Origin of the sequence: Mucilaginibacter sp. L3T2-6, assembly GCF_030519355.1 — a bacterium.
Classification (GTDB): Bacteria; Bacteroidota; Bacteroidia; order Sphingobacteriales; family Sphingobacteriaceae; genus Mucilaginibacter.
In genome coordinates, this window is the sequence record NZ_JAUMKC010000004.1 from 143,422 (window position 1) to 164,864 (window position 21,443).

The window sequence follows — 21,443 nt, forward strand, 5'->3', positions numbered from 1 at the left end:
GTAATTGGTTTACAACAAATATAACGATTAATGGTTGCCGATAATCTTTCGATTAGATGTTAAACTTGCGAAGAAAGCCTCGCAAGCTTCCCGGATTCATAAGCCAAATTCAACAAATCTCTGATCTCCGGCCTCTGCGCACTACTTCACTATCTCTATCTGCTTAAAGTTCTTGGTGAATTTAAATTCCACACAATTATTGTCGTCAACGCTGTAGGGCACCTCTTTGTTGTCAGCTAATACCTTTGACGGGCTAAAAGGCAGACCAATTACGTTAAAGTAATAAGCTTCATATCTCGGGGTATAAAGGCCTTCCATCGTCTGCTGAATAGTTAATATTGTGTTTTTGCCATTTACCACAAACTTCTTTTCCAGGTAAATATCCTGCTCATAGGCAAAAGATTCGCCATGGTCTTCAAACAGGAACGAATTTACTTCGTAGTTACTGAAATAAACATTCAGTTTAACCTCCTCAATTTCCTTCTCCCCAACATACTGCATTACGGGATATTCCGGAATAACCGAACCGGCCTTTACAAAAATGGGGATGGTTTCGAGAGGTGTGGGAACCGTAACTTCCTGCCCGCCATCAACCAATTCTAAAGACCAGTAGTTAAACCACTTTCCTTTGGGCAGATATACCTTACGTTCCTGCTGGCCGGGCTCCATTACGGGGCAAACCAAAATTTTGTCGCCGTAGGTAAACTCGTCCTGCCGGAAATGGTTACCTATTTCTTCCTGCTCCTGCATTGCCACGGGCCTTAAGATAGGGAAGCCATACCGGTGATGCTCCCAAAAAGTAGAGTATAAGTAAGGTAATAGCCTGTACCTTAGTTCAATAAATTTACGGTTAATGGCGGTAAATGGTTCGCCAAAGCTCCAGGGCTCGCGCTCCTTGGTATCACCGGCGGAATGCGCACGCATAAAGGGCGAAAAGGCGCCTAATTGGATCCAGCGGGTAAACAGTTCACCATCCGGCTCGCCGCTAAAACCGCCGATATCGGTGCCACAAAACGGAATACCAGAGGTTGACAGGCGCTGCATTTGTATATTGCCTAATTTAAGATGCTCCCAAGTTGCCACGTTATCGCCTGTCCAAACAGAAGAAAAGCGCTGTACACCGGAGTATCCGGCCCTGGTAATAGTAAACGGCCTCTTGTTTTTCAGGAGTTTGCGCAACCCTTCGTAAGTTGCGCGCACCATTTGCATACCATAAACATTGTGCGCTTTGCGGTGCGATCCCCGGAAGCCATCATACTGGTGGCGAACATCATCGGGGAATGTACCTGCGCCAAATACGGCCGGCTCATTCATATCATTCCAAACCCCGGCCACGCCTAACTGCACCAGTTCATCAAATAAACCACCCCACCACTCACGTACTTCGGGATTGGTAAAATCGGGAAACTGGCAGCGGCCGGGCCAAACATGGCCTTCCATAAAGTAATCATCGCAACGGCGACAGAAATACCGTTTTTCCTTTCCCTCTTTAAAAACAGCATAATTGTCGTCCACGCGTATTCCGGGGTCGATAATCACCACCGTTTTAAACCCGTCGGCAGCAAGTTCTTTGATCATTTTCTTAGGGTCAGGAAAATACTTGCGGTTCCAGGTAAAGCAACGGTAGCCATCCATGTAATCGATATCAAGATAAATACCGTCGCATGGAATCTTATTCTCACGGAAACCATTTGCTATCTTTCTCACCTTCGATTCCGGGTAATAGCTCCAGCGGCATTGGTGATAACCCAGCGCCCAAAGCGGCGGCATAGGGTGTGTACCGGTTAAGTAATGATAGCTTTTTACCACGTCCATCATGTGCGGACCGTGGATATAATAATATTGCAATTCGCCGCCATCAGCCCAGAAACTTGTTTTGGTTGGGTCTTCGGCGCCGAAATCAAATTGGGCCTTAAAGGTATTGTCGAAAAATATACCGTGCGCAATACCGTCATTTAAACTGATATAAAAAGGTATGCTGCGGTATAGCGGGTCCTGGTTCCAGGCAAAGGAATACGCATCTGTATTCCAGTTCTTTAATCTTTTGCCGCGAAGGTTGAGCTCAGTTGGTTTGTCGCCAAGGCCAAAAAAGCTTTCCTGCTGATGGCACGTTTTGGTGCAATACACATAATAGCCGCCAAATTTTACGTTTTCCTCCCAGTGCATCGGCACAGCATCAGTGCTGGTAATATGGTTTTGGCTGTCAGAAAACGAGATAAAAAAATCTTCCTTACGGATATGACATGTTACCACACTCGTAGAAACGCGGAATTCTTTTATGTCCTCCTCCAAAGCAAATACAACGGCCTTTTGCTCCAGTTTGGGCACCGCGTACGAAAACTCCTCCAAAAACACGCCATGTGGCGCCAGGCGGACGCGTATAATTTCGTCGGCAACAACAGTAACCTCAACCTTAGCATCACCATCTGAAAAATAAAACTTGTTACCCTGCTGATTTACACTGTTGGGAACGCCCAGGTATTTTTTTATGATGGGTTTTATTCCCTCGGCAGGGTTATTCAGGTGGTGAAACTCTTCTTCCTCTTCTTCAATTAAGCTGTTTGCTATCAATTCCTCGTTAAGTATCTTCTCTTCCATCAAAAAATTAGTCGCTATCTTCTATAAAGTACAATGTGTAAGTAGTACGCAATATAACAATTGATGTTACAAAACATACAATAAATGTTTAAAACACACTATAGCATGTTATTACTCGTGGTCTTTTATCAGCAAAGTTAAAATTGCCGCCAGTATCATCAGGCCGCCGCCGAGCTCTACGGCCAATAAGCGGTCGTTATGCAAAACGTGTTCCATTATTTTACCAAAGAATAAAGAAGCCAGAATTTCGGGCAGCACGATAAAGAAGTTAAAGATGCCCATATAAATGCCTATTTTATTCTCGGGCAAACAGCCGCCAAGCATGGCATAGGGCATGGAAAGTATACTGGCCCACGCTATTCCCACTCCTGTCATAGAGCCGTACAGGAAATATTTGTCATGAATAAAACCAACAGAAATCAGTCCCGCCGCGCCACATAAAAGGCACAGCATATGTGTATATTTTCTGCCAACTTTATTGGCGATGACAGGTATAAAGAACGCGAAGATAAAGGTAACCACATTATAAAACGACAGCGTTAGCCCTGCAAATTCCACACCTTTACCGTACAACGGGTCTGTGGTGTTTGCCGCGCCGAAAACATTGCGTGCAACAGCAGGAGCGTAATAAAACCACATTAAAAACAAACCGGGCCAGGTAAAAAATTGCACCAGGGCCAGCCTGCGCATGCGTTTGGGCATGTCGCCAATGGCTTTAAATATCTCTCCCACACCCGTAAAAAAGCCTTTTTTTGCCTCCTTCGACCTTTTGAATTCCTCCATATCTGCGGGGGGATATTCTTTCGAAGTTAAAATGGTATATAAAACGGCACCCATAAAAGCAACCGCGCCTATATAAAAGGAATACCTTACAGCGGGCAGTATTTCGCCCGGTAGTACCTTGCTGCTAACCCCAAACCAATGCCCCATCATCCACGGCAATGCAGATGCAACTACAGAGCCCAAACCAATAAACAAGCTTTGCATAGCGAACCCGCGGGTACGCTGGTCGTCGTGCAGGTTATCTGTAATAAAAGCGCGGAATGGTTCCATGCTTACGTTGATAGATGTGTCCAGAATCCATAAGATACCTGCCGCCATCCATAAAGTAGATGACTGGGGCATTAAAATCAAGCATATTGTGCTTAAAATGGCGCCAATAAGGAAGAAAGGACGACGGCGGCCGAGTGTTGGATGCCAGGTACGGTCGCTCAAATAGCCTACTATCGGCTGAACGATAAGGCCGGTAAGCGGAGCTGCCAAAAACAACATTGGGATGGTTTCGGGCTTTGCGCCAAGATATTCATAAATGGCGCCCATATTAGCCATCTGTAAAGCCCAGCCGAACTGAATACCCAGAAAACCGAAACTCATGTTCCAGATCTGCCAAAAACCAAGTCTTGGCTTTTGAGCGGCGCTCGATGTTGTCATAATGTTTTTGAGTTCAATAGTTTAAATCACCTTGTCGTTGCTTCATAGTTCCTTCCGGCAATGACAAAAAATTAGAATTGTAATAACAGCCCGCTCGCAGCAGGCATAGTTAACTCAATTCCATTGATTATATTGGTTGTTTTAAATTTAGTTCCGCTAAGCAAATCTTTAAACTCCTTTGCGCCGCTTAAGTTCAGCTGTTTAAGCAGTTCATCAGGCAGTTTTACATTAATATGCTGTTCCGAGCGGTTAAAATTGGTTATTACTAATATACGTTGTTTGGCGGTATAGCGAAGAAAAATATACAACCTGGTGTTAAAGCCGGGCTGATGCTCGTTAGCCACCATCAGCTCATAGAAACTGCCGGAGTTTAAAGCCTCATTGTTTTTTACTGCATTCAGTAACTTGCTGTAAAATTCCCGCAGTCCTTTTTGTTCTTCGGATAGCTGTGCACCGTCGAATTTACCGTTGTTAAGCCATTTTTGATGTTCCGGAACGCCCCAGTAATCAAAAATACTGCTGCGGCCGTCATCACCGCCAAAACCTTCAGCGCCTGCGCCCGGCTCGCCAACCTCCTGCCCGAAGTAAACCATAACAGGGCCGGTAGACAAGGTGGCGGAAACGATCATCCCCGGCACAGCCAACCAGGGGTTGCCCGCAAAACCGGGTGAAGCAATACGCTGCTCATCGTGATTTTCCATAAACCGCAGCATATGCTCATCTATGCCGTTGCTGTCGTTGTGCCAAACGTGGTTTATATCCCAGGTAGTGGCGTTCGGAGTGTTGCTTGTTAATCGCCTTACCGCCTCATAAAGGCCGACCTTGTCGTACAAATAATCAAACTTGCCTGTTTCTATATATTTTTTGTAGAGGGATGCATTATAGGCTTCGCCGATAAAAACCAGGCCGGGGTAGTCTGTTTTTAGTTTCGGTATCACCCATCCCCAAAATTCAAAGGGTACCATTTCGACCATATCGCACCGGAAACCGTCGACGCCTTTTGCGGCCCAGAAATGCAGGATATCGAACATCTTATTCCATAGCGGGGGTATAGGGTCGAAATGCGGAGTGCGGTTATCCTGATAATCTACGCCATAATTCAGCTTCATGGTTTCGAACCAGTCGTTGATAGAGGGCGATGCAGAGAATACATCATTACCCGTTGCTTTAGCAGGGTATTCATCAAACTTACTATCTTTCAGCGGACTTTTAAATTCATCGCCCCCCGGATTATACCCCGCTGGAACAACAAAATGCTGGCCCGGCATATAGTAAAAATCATTTTTAGGGCTGAAGGCCTTTGTCGTATCGTCGTCCTGTCCAAAATCTCTTACACCTGCGGGTTTTACATCCGAAGAGTAAGTTCGTGCCACATGGTTAGGCACACAATCCATAATTACTTTTAAACCGCTGGCGTGGGTACGTTTAATCAGCAATTCATATTCAGCCATGCGGTTTTTCACATCAACGGCCAAATCGGGATCAACATCATAATAATCCTTGATGGCATACGGCGAGCCTGCGCGGCCTTTCACTACATCCGGATCGTCAGGCTTAATGCCAAAGGCGGAATAATCAGTCATGGTAGCGTGCTCTATTACACCGGTGTACCACACGTGCGTAAAACCCATGGCTTTTATTTCCCCCAGTGCTTTAAGGGTAATATCGTTGAATTTACCGGAACCATTTTCTTCAATTGAGCCATTGAATTTGTTGGTGGTTTTAGTATTTCCGAACAGGCGCGGCAGCAGTTGGTAGATAATTAGTTTATGATTGGGCGAGGATGACTCCATTTTTATCTTTTTGGTATGACGCTGGGCAAAGCTAATATTTATAAAAAGCATCAGCATCATTACTATAAAGATGCATTTTTTCATTTCGCCTCGTCCGCTTTTCATCATCATAATTAAGCGATTGGGGGAGGGGCTAATACTACTTTTGTGATTTTTGCGCCGGCATCAGGCTGAACATCAATGTCATGTCCGTCAACCATCACCTTCAGGCCGGGCCCCGACAAATGTTTGATATCGACAGCGCTTTTGGCAATGGTCACCTTTATTAAGGTACCTCTAAAACCTACGTTGAACGAGAATGAAGTCCATTTCCCAGGCAGAAACGGGTCGAACGACAGCTTTCCATTCTTAACGCGCATACCGGCGAAACCTTCCACAACCGACATCCAGGTACCGGCCATCGAAGTAATGTGGCAGCCGTCCTCCGTGTCGTTATTATAATCGTCCAGGTCTAAGCGGGCGGTGCGCAGGTAAAACTCGTAGGCACGGGCTTCATCGCCCAGCTTGGCGGCCAGTATAGCATGCACGCACGGCGACAAAGAAGACTCATGCACCGTCCGGGGCTCGTAAAAGTCAAAATTGCGACGGATAGTATCTATATCGTACTGGTCCTCAAAAAAGTAAATACCCTGTAACACGTCGGCCTGCTTAATATAACATGAACGCAATATCCTGTCCCAACTCCATTTTTGATTAATAGGGCGTTCGCCGGCCGGCAAATCTTTAACCAGGATCTGTTCCTTATCAAGATAGCCGTCCTGCTGAAGGAATATCTGCCGTTTCTCGTCATAAGGCAGATACATCCTGGCGATGATATCTTTAAACCGGCCCGTTTCTTCCTGCCCGTTAAAATTTATACGGTTTATCAGCTCGGTATATTTACCTAAGTCGGCGGCCTTAACTTTTTCGGCTACTTCAATGGTATATTTCATACACCAGCACGCCAGCATACTGGTGTACCAGTTGTTGTTTACGTTATTCTCATATTCATTCGGGCCGGTTACTCCCAGCATTACGTATTGCTGCTTGTCCTCGCTCCAGTTAACCCTCTGCGACCAGAAACGTGCAATCGCAATCAATACTTCCAAACCATAATCTGCCAGGTAAGTTTCATCGCCGGTGTAGCGCACATAGTTAAATATCGCGTAAGCAATAGCGCCGTTACGGTGTATCTCTTCAAACGTTATCTCCCATTCGTTATGGCATTCGGCGCCATCCATGGTAACCATCGGGTACAATGCTGCGCCATTTGTAAAGCCGAGCAGCTTTGCATTCTCAATAGCTTTATCTAATTGTTTGTAGCGGTACAGCAACAGGTTGCGGGTAACTTTCTGGTCTGCCGTAGCCAGATAGAAGGGTACACAATACGCTTCTGTGTCCCAATAAGTTGAGCCGCCATATTTTTCGCCGGTAAAACCTTTCGGGCCTATATTTAAACGATCGTCCTCGCCGGTATAAGTTTGATTTAACTGGAAAATGTTAAAGCGTATGGCCTGTTGTGCCGAAGCATCTCCTTCAATTATAATATCGTTGTGCTTCCATTTGGCTGCCCAGGCATCGGCCTGTTCTTTCAGCATCGTATCGAAACCTTTGGACGCGATTTGGTGCAAAGTTTCTTTCAGATTAACAACGAGTTCGGCTGCAGGATAATTTTGTGACGACAGGTTAGCCGCATATTTTATAACAGAGATACTTTGCCCCTGTACAGCGTCCAGCTTAAACTTAGCGCCTACATATTTTTCCTTGCTTACCGCCTGGGTATGCAGCTTTATGGGCTCGCCATTTTGTAAAGCAGCTATCAGCATGCCGGTAGCAACCTCAAAGCCGGTTTTTTTTGTGCGCATCTGCACAAAGCCGCCGTCATTCCAGCTTTCTTTCTTTATCTCGTCCCAGAATTTTTCATCGTAGTTAGAGTCCTTATTAACGACGTCGCCATCGATAAAAGGGGTAAAGGTGACCGGGCCGCTGAAGTTTACGGGAGTGATCGTGTATTTTATAGCGCCAGCTTCGTCGTCTGCCATACTGCAAAAACGTATCGCTTCTGCTTCAACAATTTTTCCACCCGCGGTTTTAGCGGTGAAGTTGCGTTTCAAATATCCTTCCTGCATGTTCAATTCACGCCTGAATTGCTGCACTTCACATTTAGCCAGATCGAGCTGTTCGCCATCGATGTTAATGTCGATGCCGATCCAGTTGGCCGCATTGATCACTTTCGCAAAATATTCCGGGTAGCCGTTTTTCCACCAGCCCACACGCGTTTTATCCGGATAATAAACGCCGGCCACATAATTTCCCTGCAAGGTTTCGCCGCTATACGCTTCCTCAAAATTTGCGCGTTGCCCCATGCGACCATTGCCCAGGCTGAAAATACTTTCGGATATTTTATTATAATGCGGATTAAAGCCGTTTTCTATGATCTTCCACTCATCAACTTCAATATAGTCCTTCATTCTTATTGTAATATGTATTCAGTATCAGTAATAATTATTTCTTTAAAGCCCCCTTTAAATCTCCCCGGTTGGGGAGACTTTAGCTGCGCCGTTTTTAAAGCCCTCCCTTCCGGCTAGGCTTTGGGTGGGGCTACAACCCGTTCAGCATCTTCAAACTCATTTTATCCAAACCACTCACCACCATATCAGCTTTACCCAGCACCTCAGGCGAGCCTATACCCACCACTTTCATGCCGCCGTTAACAGCTGCTTCAACCCCTGCTATCGCATCCTCAAAAACTACGCATTCTGAGGGCTTGACTGCTAATGCTTCTGCACCTTTTAAAAAAACCTCCGGGTCTGGTTTTGCTTTGCTTACATGGTTGCCGTCTACAATCGCATCAAATAAGCCGGCAAGGTTGATCTTATTCAATATGGTACCCGAGTTTTTGCTTGCCGAACCCAATGCGGTTTTGATACCGGCCGCCCTGCAGGCTTCTAAAAATTCTTTTGCGCCGGGTAAAATTTCGGCCGGCGTCATCTGGTTGATCATTTCCACATACCAGTTGTTTTTTAGCGTGGCCAGCTCTGTTTGCTCTTCAGCGCTTTTGGTAACATGATTCAGCTCCAGTATAATCTCCAGGGAGCGTACGCGGCTCACACCTTTCAGCAGTTCATTATCTTGTTCACTAAATTTCAGGCCGAGCTGGTCGGCCAGGCGTTTCCAGGCTTTGTAATGATAGACGGCCGTATCTACTATCACTCCATCCAAATCGAATAAACAGGCTTTAACAGTACTCATCTTTAGTGCACAAATTTAATTAATTAAGGTTTAGCGGGTTACGTCTGCGGTACCGGCGGCCATTTTTGCCAAATCCTCAATTAATTGTTCAAAAATTATACTTCAATTATTAAATTCTTAATCGGTTAGCTGTAATAGTTCAACATAGGCTTATGCTCGCCTCACCCTGCCTTCTCCAAAGGAGCGGGTTCAAAAAGCGAGTTGTAGCTTAAGTCCTCTCCTTTGGAAAGGATTTAGGTGAGGCGTCCCTAATGCTCCTATTTCCCCAACTCCAAGATCAATGTCGACTTCGCCCCTACCGTAAGATTAGCCAAATCCAGCGTTTCTCCAGTCATTACATTCTTAGCGCTTTTCACGCCTTTTATGCGTTCGCTGTAACGGGCGGTTGGCGTAGTTTCTTCTTTATCGTTGCTATTGTAAACCACCATTACTGTGCTTTTTCCATCGTATCTGAAGTACACATAAATACCCTGCTCCGGAAGATACTGCATCAGCTTGCCGTTATGTAAAACGGGAGTGTTTTTGCGATAGTTGGCCAGCTTGCGTACATAGTTAAAGGCGTCGTTTTCCTTATCGCTGCGGCCTTCGGCGGTGAATTTGTCTTTCTTATCGCCATCCCAGCCGCCCGGAAAATCTTCGCGCACAAGCCCGTCCGGGTTGCTGTAGTTTTTCATCAGTATCTCGTCGCCGTAATACATCTGCGGCACCCCGCGCAAGGTCATCAGCATCGCCATTGCCGATTTGTATTTGTTCATATCCTCTCCAACCATCGAGAGCATGCGGCTCATATCATGATTATCCAGGAATATGGTGTTGCGCGATGGATCCTGGTACATAAAATCCTGCGCAAGAATGGTATATAAATGAGTTACGCCGCTATCCCAGCCATCTTTACCGTTCAGCGCTTCGTAAATAGCATCCTTTACCGCGGCATCCGTTACGGCAGGCAAGTGGGTATCAAGTCCGCGGTTAATGGTATTGCCCTGCGTAAAGTAAGCCTGTGTATAAGGCAGCGGTGTCAGCACTTCGCCGAATATAGTCAGGTGCGGAAACTCCGCTTTTACATCAACCGCCCATTTGGCCATATATTCAGGGTCGTTATAAGGGTAGGTATCCAACCGTAAGCCATCCACTCCCGAGTACTCAATCCACCAGATATGGTTTTGGGTAAGGAAATTCTGAACGTAAGGATTATCCTGGTTCATATCGGCCATGCGGCGGTCGAACCAGCCATCCAGCATTTGCTTGCGGTCGGCAGCGGAACCATGCGGGTCCATTACGGCCTCATATTTAAAGTTCGATTTGGTGTATTGTGGCCACTGGTGCACCCAGCTTTTCATTGGCATATCCAGTATGGTATAACCTTCGGTACCCGCGTGATTGTGTACCAGGTCCATCACCACCTTCATACCCATGCTGTGGCACTTATCCACAAACTCCTTATAAAGTGCGTTAGTGCCATAGCGGGCATCTATTTTGTAATGGTCGGTAACTGCATAGCCGTGATAAGATGCGTGGGGCTCATCATTCTCGACGGCGGGCGTCAGCCAAATTGAGGTAACACCCAGGTCCTTTAAATACCCGAGGTGATTGATGATACCCTGCAGATCTCCGCCGTGGCGGCTGAACATGGAATCACGGTGGATGCCCTGCTCGCGCATGTTGCTGAAGGAGTCGTTCGATTTATCACCATTCGAGAAGCGGTCGGGCATGATGAGGTAGATCAAATCCTTGCCGGTCACCCCCTGCACACGGCCGGCTGAGTGGTTGCGGGCTTTCAGGGCGTAACTATAAATTAATGGCGTTTCACCGGCTTTAATAAATTTTATCGGGAACGTTCCCGGAATGGTACCGGAAGAAACGCGTAAATCCACAAAAAGATAATTAGGATTTTCAACTTTGTGCACTGCAACAAGGGTTACGCCAGGGTATTTCAACTCCACTTTTCTGGCCGAAATATTATTGCCGTGAACCAGCAGTTGCAAATTCGGGTTATGCATACCCACCCACCAAAACATGGGTTCTACGCGTTCCAGAGCAGGAATTTGCGCAAACGAGCCTAATGCCGTTAACAGGCAGCAAGCCGTAAAAAACAATCTTTTTTTCATATCAGGTTTAACCGGTATATAATTGGGTGCTGCGGCGGCATTTCCGGCCATCAGCGTTTTCAAATTTAAAATAAAATTGATTGGTTGTATGGAAAATCGAAATTTAGTTTGGGGGAGGGGATGAATGGTAAATTTTACTATTAGTTAATAGTAGTTTAAACAAGCGAATTCTCGCCTTTGGCGGTGATGTCGCTGACAAGATCTGCCTGTTTGTGACGACCATAAAGCCTTCAGTTATTGCGGGAAAGGCGTAATCTCACTTTAAAGAACGAGATCATTTAGCATTGGATTATTTACCAAAGCTATTAACAGCATAAAGGGGCGTTAAGCTCCTCAAAAAATCGTCTCCCCAGACGTAGAAAGCGGACTGCAAATAGATAGAGTCCTAACCTCATTAATCAGCCATCGCATTAGTGGTCTCTCATTAGGCGTAAGTGGTTAACATGGCTTTCTTGTATAATAAATATACGAAAATTGATGTAACTTAGTATCATGGCAGACGACAAGAAACCCCAAAGAAGCATCTAACATATTTCACAGTATTATGAAAGCATCTGTTAGTAAAACTGCTACTGAAAAGAAGACTAAGAAAAGGTAAAACAGAAATCTAAAAAGTAAATATGTCTGTTTTTCGACTATATGATATTGTTCAAGCCAAAGGAGACCTAAGCGAAAAGGTTTTAAAAGGATGTACAGGTACAATTCTAATTGTTTACGACAAACAATCGCCCGATTATGAGGTTGAATTTGTAAACGATAGTTCAGAAACCGTTGACATATTAACCGTTAAAAACCAAGATGTTATTTTGAAGTCCGTGGTCTAACAGGTATATAGTCTCCTGACAACACCAACAAGGGCGGTAAAAACCCCGAAAGAAGCATCTAACATCTTTCACTCTATAATGAAAGCCAGCGTAAACAAGCCAGCCACGGAGAAAGAGAAAGAAGTAAAGACTAAGTTGAAAAAATGAAAAGTAAAAGAATAGTTTTAATACTATTGCTGGCGGTTATTCTGTTGGTAATAGCTGTTTTTATTTTTATCAGCGCACATGGTAATAGTGCCATAGATATTAATATACATTAGCTCTCATGGTCTAACACCTATATAGTCTCTTATCAAGACAAAAAGTAACAGCCTCCGCGGCAAATGATCGGGGGTGCATACTAGGTTTTACCTTTAAGCACGTTCGGAGCTTCAAACCTACCAACACGCATCTATCAATTAAACAGCTTCAAATATTCCCTCAACGGCCCCATTCCCATTTTCTTCCGCAATGCATCCGCCTTTTTAGGATACTTAAGCGGCAACGGCGTAGTTTTATGTGTTTTGGGGTCGGTGCGCACCTGGGTTCCGTAAATCTGCTTTTGGTGTTTGTTTACCAAAACGCGGTCGGTTAACAGGGCATAGGTTTCCTTACCGGCATTGTTTTTGGCAACCTCAGTCTTCATTAATGCCAGCACCTTCTCCTGGAAAGCGATATCATCATCACAATGCTGCACAATCGCCCAAAACTTGTCCGACTTTTCGCCTGCAAGGCTGTAGCCGGGATAGCCGTATTGCTTAATGATAGTTTTAGCCTTAATTTCGTTGAGGCTGTCTGCCTCCGCCCATTTCCGGTTGATGGTTTCCTCGTCGTATTGACTTTCCTTTTTCTGCAGCTTAAAATATTCCTTGCGCCAAAGCTGGTCATCTTTAAACATGGAATCTATCTTTTGGATAAGGACCGTGTCATGCTTAACCGTTTGAGCATATGACTTTGACAAGATAATAAGGCTGCTGAACAAGGTTACGATTATTATTTTCATCCGGTTAATTAAAAACTAAATATATAGTTTTTAATTCACTCAAAAACTCATCTTTTTAAAACAAAAATAATATTGCGTAACTCAAAAGTTACCTATATATTTGTGTAACTCAAAAGTTACGCTTTTATGCAAAAAGATATCGTTATAAAATGGCGCCTGCCTCAATCCACCGAGAAAGTTTGGAAATGTATTACTACACCAGAACTGATAGAACAATGGCTGATGAAAAATACCTTTCAGCCGGTAGTTGGTCATAAATTTAATTTCTATACCAAGCCTATCCCCAAAATGGGGTTTGATGGTATTGTTTACTGCGAAGTGCTGGAAGTTGTACCCTGCAAAAAGCTGGTTTATACCTGGAAGGGGGGCTCGTCTCCCGAAAATTTAACGCTCGATACAATTTTGACATGGACGCTCACCCCTCGTGAAGACGGAACTGATCTGCTGCTGGAGCATAAAGGCTTTAAGGGCTTTAAAAACTATATTACCAGCCTGTTTATGGGCAGTGGCTGGCGAAAACACATTTCGCGCCGCCTGATGAGTATTTTAAACGAGATGAAATGAACGCAGCACCCGATATATTCCAGGCTATTGCCGACCCAAGCCGCCGTGAAATTTTAATGCTGCTCACCAGAGACAAGCACACCATTAATGCGCTGGCAGGTAATTTTGATATGAGCAGGCCTGCCGTGTCAAAACATGTTAAGGTTTTGCATGATGCCGGCCTTATTTCGATAACCGACCAGGGCCGGGAGCGTTACTGCGAATTGAAAGCAGACGGTTTTGATGATATTAAGGAATGGCTGAATTATTTTGATAAATTCTGGCATCAGAAACTACAAAATTTAGAAAACCTGCTAAATAAATTATAAAATGAGAACAATTGAGATTATCTCCATCCCCGTTACCGACCAGCAGCGGTCTAAAGAATTTTACCGTAAACTGGGCTTTGAAGTTATTGCAGAGGCGCCATTTGGCGGTGGCTCTCAATGGATACAGATGGGCTTTCCAGGCCAGGACGCGAGCATTACACTGGTTAATTGGTTCCCCAACATGCCTGCCGGTTGCATCAATGGTTTTGTCATTAAAACCCAAAACGTGGAGGATGAGATCAGGGAATTAACTGAAAAAGGCATAGCCGCCGGCACAATTGACGATACCCCGTGGGGGAAATTTTTGTCTGTTAAAGACCCGGACGGGAATGTACTGAGTTTGCATAGTTCATAAAGAAATCAGCAAAAGTGATTAATAGCAGTAAGTTGCCCGCTCTGTTACCGGACCACCACCATATAAAGGTTTTTAATATTTACGCACGCTGCGTCGTAAGTATAGGAAAGCCAGTTCATAAGCATTTTTAAGAATTATTCCGGGTTAGTCGCTGTTAATCAGTATGTTAGCTTTGCGGCAACAGCTCCAATCATAAGGTTTACAGTTTTTTACCCCCTGAAACCATTTAACTATTTGACTGTTAGTGTATTAACTGTAGGGTTGCACCCTAAAACTGTAAAGTACCTGTAAACCCTGTGCCCCATTCAGAAAGATGGAAAACCGGAGGTTTTAAGGCAGTTTCTCCTCTGCCGCTCATTTCCAACCACGAACTCTTCTTCCTATCTTTAACGCCTGATTAAAATTATGGCGACAGAAGTGAAATGCCCCAGTTGCGGGGTACCGTTCCCGATTGAGGAAGTGATGGCTGAGGAGTACAAAAAGGAGCTTCGGGCCAAAATGCAGGAATATACCCTGCATAAAGAAGAGGAATACCGCAAAAAAGAGAACGATTTTATAATCCGTCAAAACCAGCAGGCGCAGCAATTTGAGCAACGCCTTGCCGAAGAAAAAAAGCAGCTTCAGTTAACGGTGGAACAAAATTTGCGTAAAGCCATAGCTACAGATTTTGAAAATCAAATGCTGATGCTGCAGAACAGCGTGGCCGAAAAAGATGAGAAACTGAAGTTGTCCCGCCAGAAAGAACTGGAGTTTTTACAGAAAGAGAAAGCATTACAGGATAAAGAACAGGAACTTGAACTGGCAGTGCAGCGCAAACTTCAGGAACAACGCAACGAGTTAACAGAGCAGATCCGCAAGCAGGAAGCCGAAAAATTCACCATTAAGGATACCGACTACCAGCTGAAGGTTAAAGAACTGGAAAAGCAGCTTGAGGATCAGAAAAAACTGGCCGAAGAAATGAAACGCAAAGCCGAGCAAGGCTCTATGCAATTGCAGGGCGAGGTACAGGAACTTATCCTGGAAGAGCTGCTCCGCTCTAATTTTCCATTCGATGTAGTCGCCGAGGTAGGGAAAGGCGTACGCGGGGCCGACTGTGTGCAAACCGTTCGCAACCAGTTCGGGCAGGAGTGCGGGCGCATTATTTATGAAAGCAAGCGTACCAAGGATTTCGGCGCCGACTGGATTGAGAAGTTAAAAAAAGATATGCGCAGCATGGGGATAGACGTGGCCGTAATAGTAAGCCAGTGTTATCCTAAGGGCATGGATTGCTTCGGCGAACGCGATGGGGTATGGATATGCTCATTCGATGAAGTAAAAGCAGTAGCCTATATTTTGCGCGATGGTATAATTAAATTGAACAACCTGGCCAAATCCCAGGATAATAAGGGCGACAAAATGCACTTGCTGTATGACTACCTTACCAGCAGTGAATTTGGCGAACAATGGAAGGCCATCCGCGAAGGTTTTCTAAGTATGCGCATGAGTATCCAAAAAGAGCGCGATGCCATGGAAAAGCTTTGGAAGGCCCGTGAAAAGCAGCTGGAAAAAGTGTTATTGAACGCCGCTCATATACAGGGCTCGATTGAAGGTATTGCAGGCAGCGATGTGATACAGTTGAGTTTGACGGATGATGAGGATACCTTATTACTGGAATAGTTCCCGGATTAATCTTTGCTTCGCCCTATAATTTGAGCCCGGGTTACCGGCAGCATATAGTAAATGCTTTGTACTTACGAGGGCTATTTTCCTGAAACCTTTTCCTGCTATTTTAGTTATTGTATTCAATAACAATTGTGAACAGAATAATATCACGGGGTTATTATTTTTTTTCACGTCATCATCCGCCTATCGGTTATATGAATACTACGGACAGCGCTCTTCAATTTTTAGCCGGCGGCGGAGAAAATGGCGCCTTAATCCGCTCATACGATTGGTCAAAGACTTCACTTGGGCATCCCGCAGAATGGCCGAAAAGCTTAAAAACATGTGTCCGTATTATCCTTACCTCGCGCCAGCCTATGTTTGTTTGGTGGGGAAAAGACCTGATAAATATTTATAATGATGCCTACCAGGCCATAGTAGGCGGCAAGCACCCCTGGGCATTAGGCCAACCTGCGCGCGAGGTGTGGAAAGAAATATGGAACGAAGTTGAACCGCGCGCCGGGAGGGCATTGAATAAAAACGAAGGCACTTACGACGAGTCGCTGTTGCTGATAATGGAGCGCAATGGTTACCCGGAAGAGACTTATTATACCTTTAGCTACAGCCCCGTTCCCGGCGATAATGATGAGCCCGAAGGCATTATCTGTGCCAATACCGACGATACGGACAGGATTCTCAACGAGCGCCAGCTTCGTACATTAAAAGACCTTGGTAAAGCCTACATCGACAGCACCTCCAATAAAGAGATATACGATAAAACCCTCGGGGTTTTGCGCGAAAACCCCATGGATTTTCCATTCGCACTGATCTATGAGTGTGTGGCAGATAGTCAGCTGAAACTGGCTGGCAGTTCAGTTAAGATTTCTGAAAAATACGCGCCACTATCGATAGACCTAACCGGTCTTTTTATTCCATGGAATTTGGATGAAACGTTTAATACACACACAAATCAGATTATAGCAGCCGAGGATGACGGATTGCCCACGGGGGCCTGGCCGATTCCGCCAAAACAGGTATTGGTATTGCCAATTGCACAAGCCGGACAACCGCAGGCCTATGGGGCAATGGTTGTTGGCATAAACCCATACCGGCTGCTTGATGAGCGCTATCTTGGCTTTTTTAATCTTGTAGCTGATCAGGTTGCCACTGGTATCAGCGCAGTGCGGATTTACGAGGAAGAGCAAAAACGTATTGCAGCATTACTCGAAATCGACAAAGCAAAAACCGTATTCTTTAACAATGTGAGCCACGAATTTCGCACGCCGCTCACATTGATGCTGGGGCCGGTAGAAGAACTGATTAAATACCAGGACGATAAGCTGCCGGCTGCGTTCAAAGAAAATACGCAATCAATTTACAGGAACGCACAGCGCCTGTTAAAGCTTGTAAACAGTCTGCTCGAATTCAGCCGTATAGAGGCTGGCCGTGTGCAGGCATCGTATCGTCCGGTCAACCTGCCCGCGTTAACAGCCGACCTTGCCAGCGGCTTCCGTTCAATTATTGAAAAGGCCGGGCTCAAATTCGAAGTGGATTGCCCACCGTCGAAAACCTTAACCTATCTCGACCATGAAATGTGGGAGAAAATTGTACTGAACCTTTTATCGAATGCCTTTAAATACACGCTGACAGGCAGCATCAGGCTCAGTCTTAAAGAACGAAGAAACGAGGTGGTTTTACAGGTGAGCGACACTGGTGTTGGCATACCCGGACATGAGCTGCCGCATATGTTCGAGCGCTTTCACCGGGTGCCGGGCAGCGCCGGACGTACACATGAGGGCACCGGTATCGGTCTGTCGCTGATAAACGAACTCGTTAAAATGCATCACGGCGAAATTACAGTGGCCAGCGAGGAGGGCAAGGGCAGTATTTTTACGGTGAAAATACCTGCCGGCAAAGCCCACCTGCCGCCGGACCAGGTGTCTGAGGCCGGCGGAGAATTCCCGGAATCTTCGTTAACCAGTGCGTTTATTGATGAAGCTGCATCGTTGCTGAACGGCGATAGCAGCGCAGCTTTCCCCATAAATGAAAGTGAAGACGTAGCGTCTGATAAAAGCGCACGCATATTGGTAGCAGATGATAATGCAGACATGCGCGCTTATCTGAAGCGAATTTTAGAACCGCATTTTTCGGTATCAGCGGTTGCTAACGGTAAGGAAGCTTTGGAGAGTTTGCATCAGGTTAAACCTGACCTGCTGATAAGTGACGTAATGATGCCGGTAATGGACGGGCAGGAACTGGTTCAGGCGATCAGGGCCGATATACATACGCTTAGGATACCTGTAATATTGTTGTCTGCCAGAGCTGGTGAAGAAGCCCGGATTGAAGGGCTGGAAGCGGGGGCAGATGATTACCTTGTTAAGCCATTTTCGGCCAAAGAATTGTTGACGAAAGTGCGTTCGCATATAACAATTGGCAAGGCCCGTAACCATACGGAAGAATTGCTGCGCCAATTGTTCATCAATGCTCCTGTAGCCATAGCTATTTTTCGCGGACCGCAATTGATGATAGAACTTGCCAATCCGCTGATGCTGGAAATATGGGACCGCGGGAGTGATGAGGTTGTTAACCTGCCGGTAATAAAAGCTCTGCCGGAACTGGAAGGCCAGGATTTTGAGCTGCTGATGAAAGAAGTTTACGATACCGGCCGGCGCTACGTATCCAGCGAACGCGAAGTAACACTGATACGTAACAGCAGGCTGCAAAAAATATATGTCACCTTTATTTATGAACCTTTGCGCGAATCGGACGGCACGGTATCCGGTATTATATCCCTGGCTCACGAAATCACCGATCTGATTGAAGCCCGAAGCCGGGCGCAGGAAAGCGCCGATGAAATGCTGCAGCTGGTAAAACAGAAAGATGAATTCTTGAGTATTGCCAGTCACGAACTGAAAACGCCGATAACCAGCATGAAGGCCTTCCTGCAGGTTTTAGAGCGGATGAAGTTACCCAATGAGCAGGCCGCAAACTTTATTGTAAAAGCGACGAGGCAGGTGAACAGATTATCGGCATTGGTTACTGATTTACTGGATGTATCAAGTCTGCAAGCGGGAAAAATGAAATTCTATTTCGAGACATTCAGGTTAAACGATATGCTGACAGACGTTATTGAACAATACCAGCAATCAGAACATCACCACATAATATTAGAAGACAGCCCGGACATACAAATATCAGGCGACAGGAACAGGCTGGAACAGGTATTAAGTAATTTCATTTCCAATGCCATTAAATATTCGCCGGATGCAGATAAGGTAATAGTCAACGCAACTCTCACTTCCGGCGAGTTAAAAATAACGGTAGCCGATTTTGGCATTGGCATTCCCGCTGCTAAAATGCCTTATGTATTTGAACGTTTCTTCAGGGTAGAAGAATCGAGCATGAGCTTCTCGGGGCTTGGCCTGGGTTTGTATATATCTGCAGAAATAGTTAAACGCCACAGAGGAAAAATTGGCCTTGAAAAAAATGGGTCGAAAGGAACTATTTTTTGGTTCATACTGCCGCTTTCCAATTCGCCTGAAATTCTTTCTGCGGCTGGCTAACCCTTCCTGTAATTATTGCGTTCTGCGCCGCTTTGAGATTCAAAAGTTATAACTTAGACTACATTTTTGTAACCAACTTATTATCATCGCTTATCGTATAACTCAATTTTTAACTATTAAGATGACTAAGCCCCAGGCGGACGAAACCGGTAAGAACAATAATTATTACAAAGCTATCTTTGATAATTCTCTGAGCGCGATTTTGTTCGCCATTCCGGACGGCACAATTTTAGATGCAAACCAGGCTGCGTCTGATATTTTTGGTTATACTAAAGAAGAATTGAAAAAACTGGGCCGCGCCGGTATAATCGATGTCCATGATCCAAAAACGCAGGCTTTTTTGGACATGCGGTCGAAAAATGGCACAGTCAAAGGCGAGTTGACCGGGATCAGGAAGAACGGTGAACGGTTTGCATGTGAAGCTTCGTCGGTAGTATTTACCGACGAAAACGGGGAGGTCCGGACAAGTATTAACCTGATTGACCTATCTGAACAGCGGGCCAGCGAGCGCCAGGCTCTTATTCGTCAGCGGCTTCTGAATGCTGTTGTAGAGAACACTAACGAAGGCGTAGCTGTTACCAACAAGCAGGGCCAGTTTGTAATATTTAATAATGCGATGGTTGAGTTGCTCGGCGTTCAGCCGGTTAATTCAACAACTTACGATTGGGCAAAAAGCTTTAATATCTACGACCGGGATGGGAAATCATTAATTTCCACAGATAGGTTACCCATCGTAAGGGCCTTACATGGTGAAAGCATTAAAGACGAGGTATATCTTATAAAAAACCCAAAAAAAGGCAGGGTTTTCCTTTCAATCTCTGCTTCGCCTATTAGGGATGAAAATGGCGAAATAATTGGCAGCCTGGTAATCGACCGTGATATTACCAGTGAGTTTTTAAACCAGGAAAACTTAAAAAAAGCGAATGATGAACTTACCCATGTAATGGCCTCGCTATTAGCCAGCAACGAACGATACCGGTATGTGGTTAAGGCCACAAACGATGCAATTTGGGATATGGACCTGAAAACCTATGATATACAATGGGGGGAAGGGTATCAAAAAATATTTGGCTATCAACCCGAAAATGACAATAGGGATTTTAAAGGATGGAAAAACAAAATCCACCCTGACGATGCTGACCGGGTGGTAAAAAGTATAGAAAATATTATTACAAAAAGAGGCAGCGAAATTTGGGAAGAAGAATACCGCTACTATAAAAGCGATGGCAGTATAGCCAATGTTTATGATCGCGGGTATATTATCTATGATAAGGATAGGACGCCATTGCGCATGGTAGGCGCCCTGCAAGACATAACCGAACGTAAAAATAATGAAGCCGAGCGCAGCCGCCTGATCGATGATCTGATTAAACAAAACAAAAACCTTGAACAGTTTACTTATATCATTTCGCACAACCTGCGGTCGCCGGTAGCAAACATCATGGGCTGTGCCCAAATGCTGAAAGACGAAGAACTCACGCCGGCAGAACGTGAAAGCTTTGTTGACGGGCTTGCACAATCCATCAGTAAGCTCGACGATGTCATCACCGACTTGCATACCATTTTGCAATTGAAGAACGATATCAGCGAGAAAAAAGAAATGGTTGACCTGGCCGAAATTTTCGCCGACGTAAAAAACAGCCTGGGTAATATCATCGCCCAAACCGGCGGTGAGGTTGAGGCTGACTTTAAGATCACCAAGATCAACACCATAAAATCTTTTATTTACAGCATATTCCTCAACCTCATATCCAATGGTATCAAGTATCAAAAACCAGGTACACCACCTGTAATCAATGTAAATGTTTGCCGTAGTGGCGATGCGATTTTACTCGTTTTCAGAGACAATGGCTTAGGCATTGACCTTGCAGCAAAGGGTGATGACCTGTTCGGACTTTACAAGCGCTTCCATTCGCATGTTGAAGGCAAGGGCCTGGGTCTGTTTATGGTAAAATCTCAAATTGAAACCATGCAGGGCAAAATTGAGGTTAAAAGTAAATTGGGCGAAGGCACAGAGTTTAGAATAGAGTTGCCTGCTTGAACAC

General features: G+C 45.2%; 14 protein-coding genes. 7 read left to right on the forward strand and 7 right to left on the reverse strand.

Features of this window, described 5'->3' with window-relative positions; genetic code table 11:
- Positions 1-141 precede the first annotated feature (141 nt).
- The 6 genes from Q3W13_RS06570 to Q3W13_RS06595 form a co-directional block, all read right to left on the reverse strand.
- On the reverse strand, positions 142-2,598 hold the full coding sequence (locus Q3W13_RS06570; protein WP_302862302.1) for a glycoside hydrolase family 31 protein: 2,457 nt from the start codon (positions 2,596-2,598) through the stop codon (positions 142-144).
- 111 nt (positions 2,599-2,709) lie between these two features.
- Complete coding sequence (locus Q3W13_RS06575; RefSeq protein WP_302862304.1) at positions 2,710-4,029, reverse strand: MFS transporter; 1,320 nt, start codon at positions 4,027-4,029, stop codon at positions 2,710-2,712.
- A 71-nt stretch (positions 4,030-4,100) separates the two neighbouring features.
- Positions 4,101-5,906: an alpha-amylase family glycosyl hydrolase gene (locus tag Q3W13_RS06580; RefSeq protein WP_302862307.1), complete on the reverse strand. Its 1,806-nt coding sequence runs from the start codon at positions 5,904-5,906 to the stop codon at positions 4,101-4,103.
- A gap of 29 nt (positions 5,907-5,935) precedes the next feature.
- On the reverse strand, positions 5,936-8,272 hold the full coding sequence (locus tag Q3W13_RS06585) for a glycoside hydrolase family 65 protein (RefSeq protein ID WP_302862309.1): 2,337 nt from the start codon (positions 8,270-8,272) through the stop codon (positions 5,936-5,938).
- Between the two features lie 130 nt (positions 8,273-8,402).
- Positions 8,403-9,053, reverse strand: coding sequence for a beta-phosphoglucomutase (gene pgmB, locus Q3W13_RS06590; protein ID WP_302862310.1), 651 nt, complete (start codon positions 9,051-9,053; stop codon positions 8,403-8,405).
- A gap of 257 nt (positions 9,054-9,310) precedes the next feature.
- Entirely contained in the window at positions 9,311-11,161 is a 1,851-nt protein-coding gene (locus tag Q3W13_RS06595; protein ID WP_302862312.1) for a glycoside hydrolase family 13 protein, read from the reverse strand.
- A 620-nt stretch (positions 11,162-11,781) separates the two neighbouring features.
- Here Q3W13_RS06595 and Q3W13_RS25205 point away from each other — a divergent pair.
- Positions 11,782-11,985, forward strand: coding sequence for a DUF4926 domain-containing protein (locus Q3W13_RS25205; protein WP_368077623.1), 204 nt, complete (start codon positions 11,782-11,784; stop codon positions 11,983-11,985).
- A gap of 394 nt (positions 11,986-12,379) precedes the next feature.
- On the opposite strand, the gene Q3W13_RS06600 is transcribed toward Q3W13_RS25205, so the two are convergent.
- The gene (locus Q3W13_RS06600; protein WP_302862313.1) at positions 12,380-12,967 is read right to left on the reverse strand and encodes a DUF6624 domain-containing protein; all 588 of its coding nucleotides are present in this window, start codon (positions 12,965-12,967) and stop codon (positions 12,380-12,382) included.
- 126 nt (positions 12,968-13,093) lie between these two features.
- On the opposite strand from Q3W13_RS06600, the gene Q3W13_RS06605 reads away from it, so the two are divergent.
- The 6 genes from Q3W13_RS06605 to Q3W13_RS06630 all read left to right on the forward strand — a co-directional run bounded on the left by Q3W13_RS06605 (position 13,094) and on the right by Q3W13_RS06630 (position 21,439).
- A complete protein-coding gene (locus tag Q3W13_RS06605; protein ID WP_302862314.1) occupies positions 13,094-13,531 on the forward strand; it encodes an SRPBCC domain-containing protein in 438 nt (145 codons plus the stop codon).
- On the forward strand, positions 13,528-13,839 hold the full coding sequence (locus Q3W13_RS06610) for a helix-turn-helix transcriptional regulator (RefSeq protein ID WP_302862316.1): 312 nt from the start codon (positions 13,528-13,530) through the stop codon (positions 13,837-13,839). Before Q3W13_RS06605 ends, Q3W13_RS06610 begins: the two co-directional genes overlap by 4 nt.
- A gap of 1 nt (position 13,840) precedes the next feature.
- The gene (locus Q3W13_RS06615) at positions 13,841-14,194 is read left to right on the forward strand and encodes a VOC family protein (RefSeq protein ID WP_302862318.1); all 354 of its coding nucleotides are present in this window, start codon (positions 13,841-13,843) and stop codon (positions 14,192-14,194) included.
- Positions 14,195-14,599: 405 nt separating this feature from the next.
- The gene (locus Q3W13_RS06620) at positions 14,600-15,850 is read left to right on the forward strand and encodes a DUF2130 domain-containing protein (protein WP_302862320.1); all 1,251 of its coding nucleotides are present in this window, start codon (positions 14,600-14,602) and stop codon (positions 15,848-15,850) included.
- A gap of 200 nt (positions 15,851-16,050) precedes the next feature.
- The gene (locus tag Q3W13_RS06625; RefSeq protein WP_302862322.1) at positions 16,051-19,398 is read left to right on the forward strand and encodes an ATP-binding protein; all 3,348 of its coding nucleotides are present in this window, start codon (positions 16,051-16,053) and stop codon (positions 19,396-19,398) included.
- Positions 19,399-19,519: 121 nt separating this feature from the next.
- Positions 19,520-21,439 (forward strand): PAS domain-containing sensor histidine kinase, encoded by a 1,920-nt coding sequence (locus Q3W13_RS06630; protein ID WP_302862325.1) that lies wholly within the window; start codon positions 19,520-19,522, stop codon positions 21,437-21,439.
- Positions 21,440-21,443 lie beyond the last annotated feature (4 nt).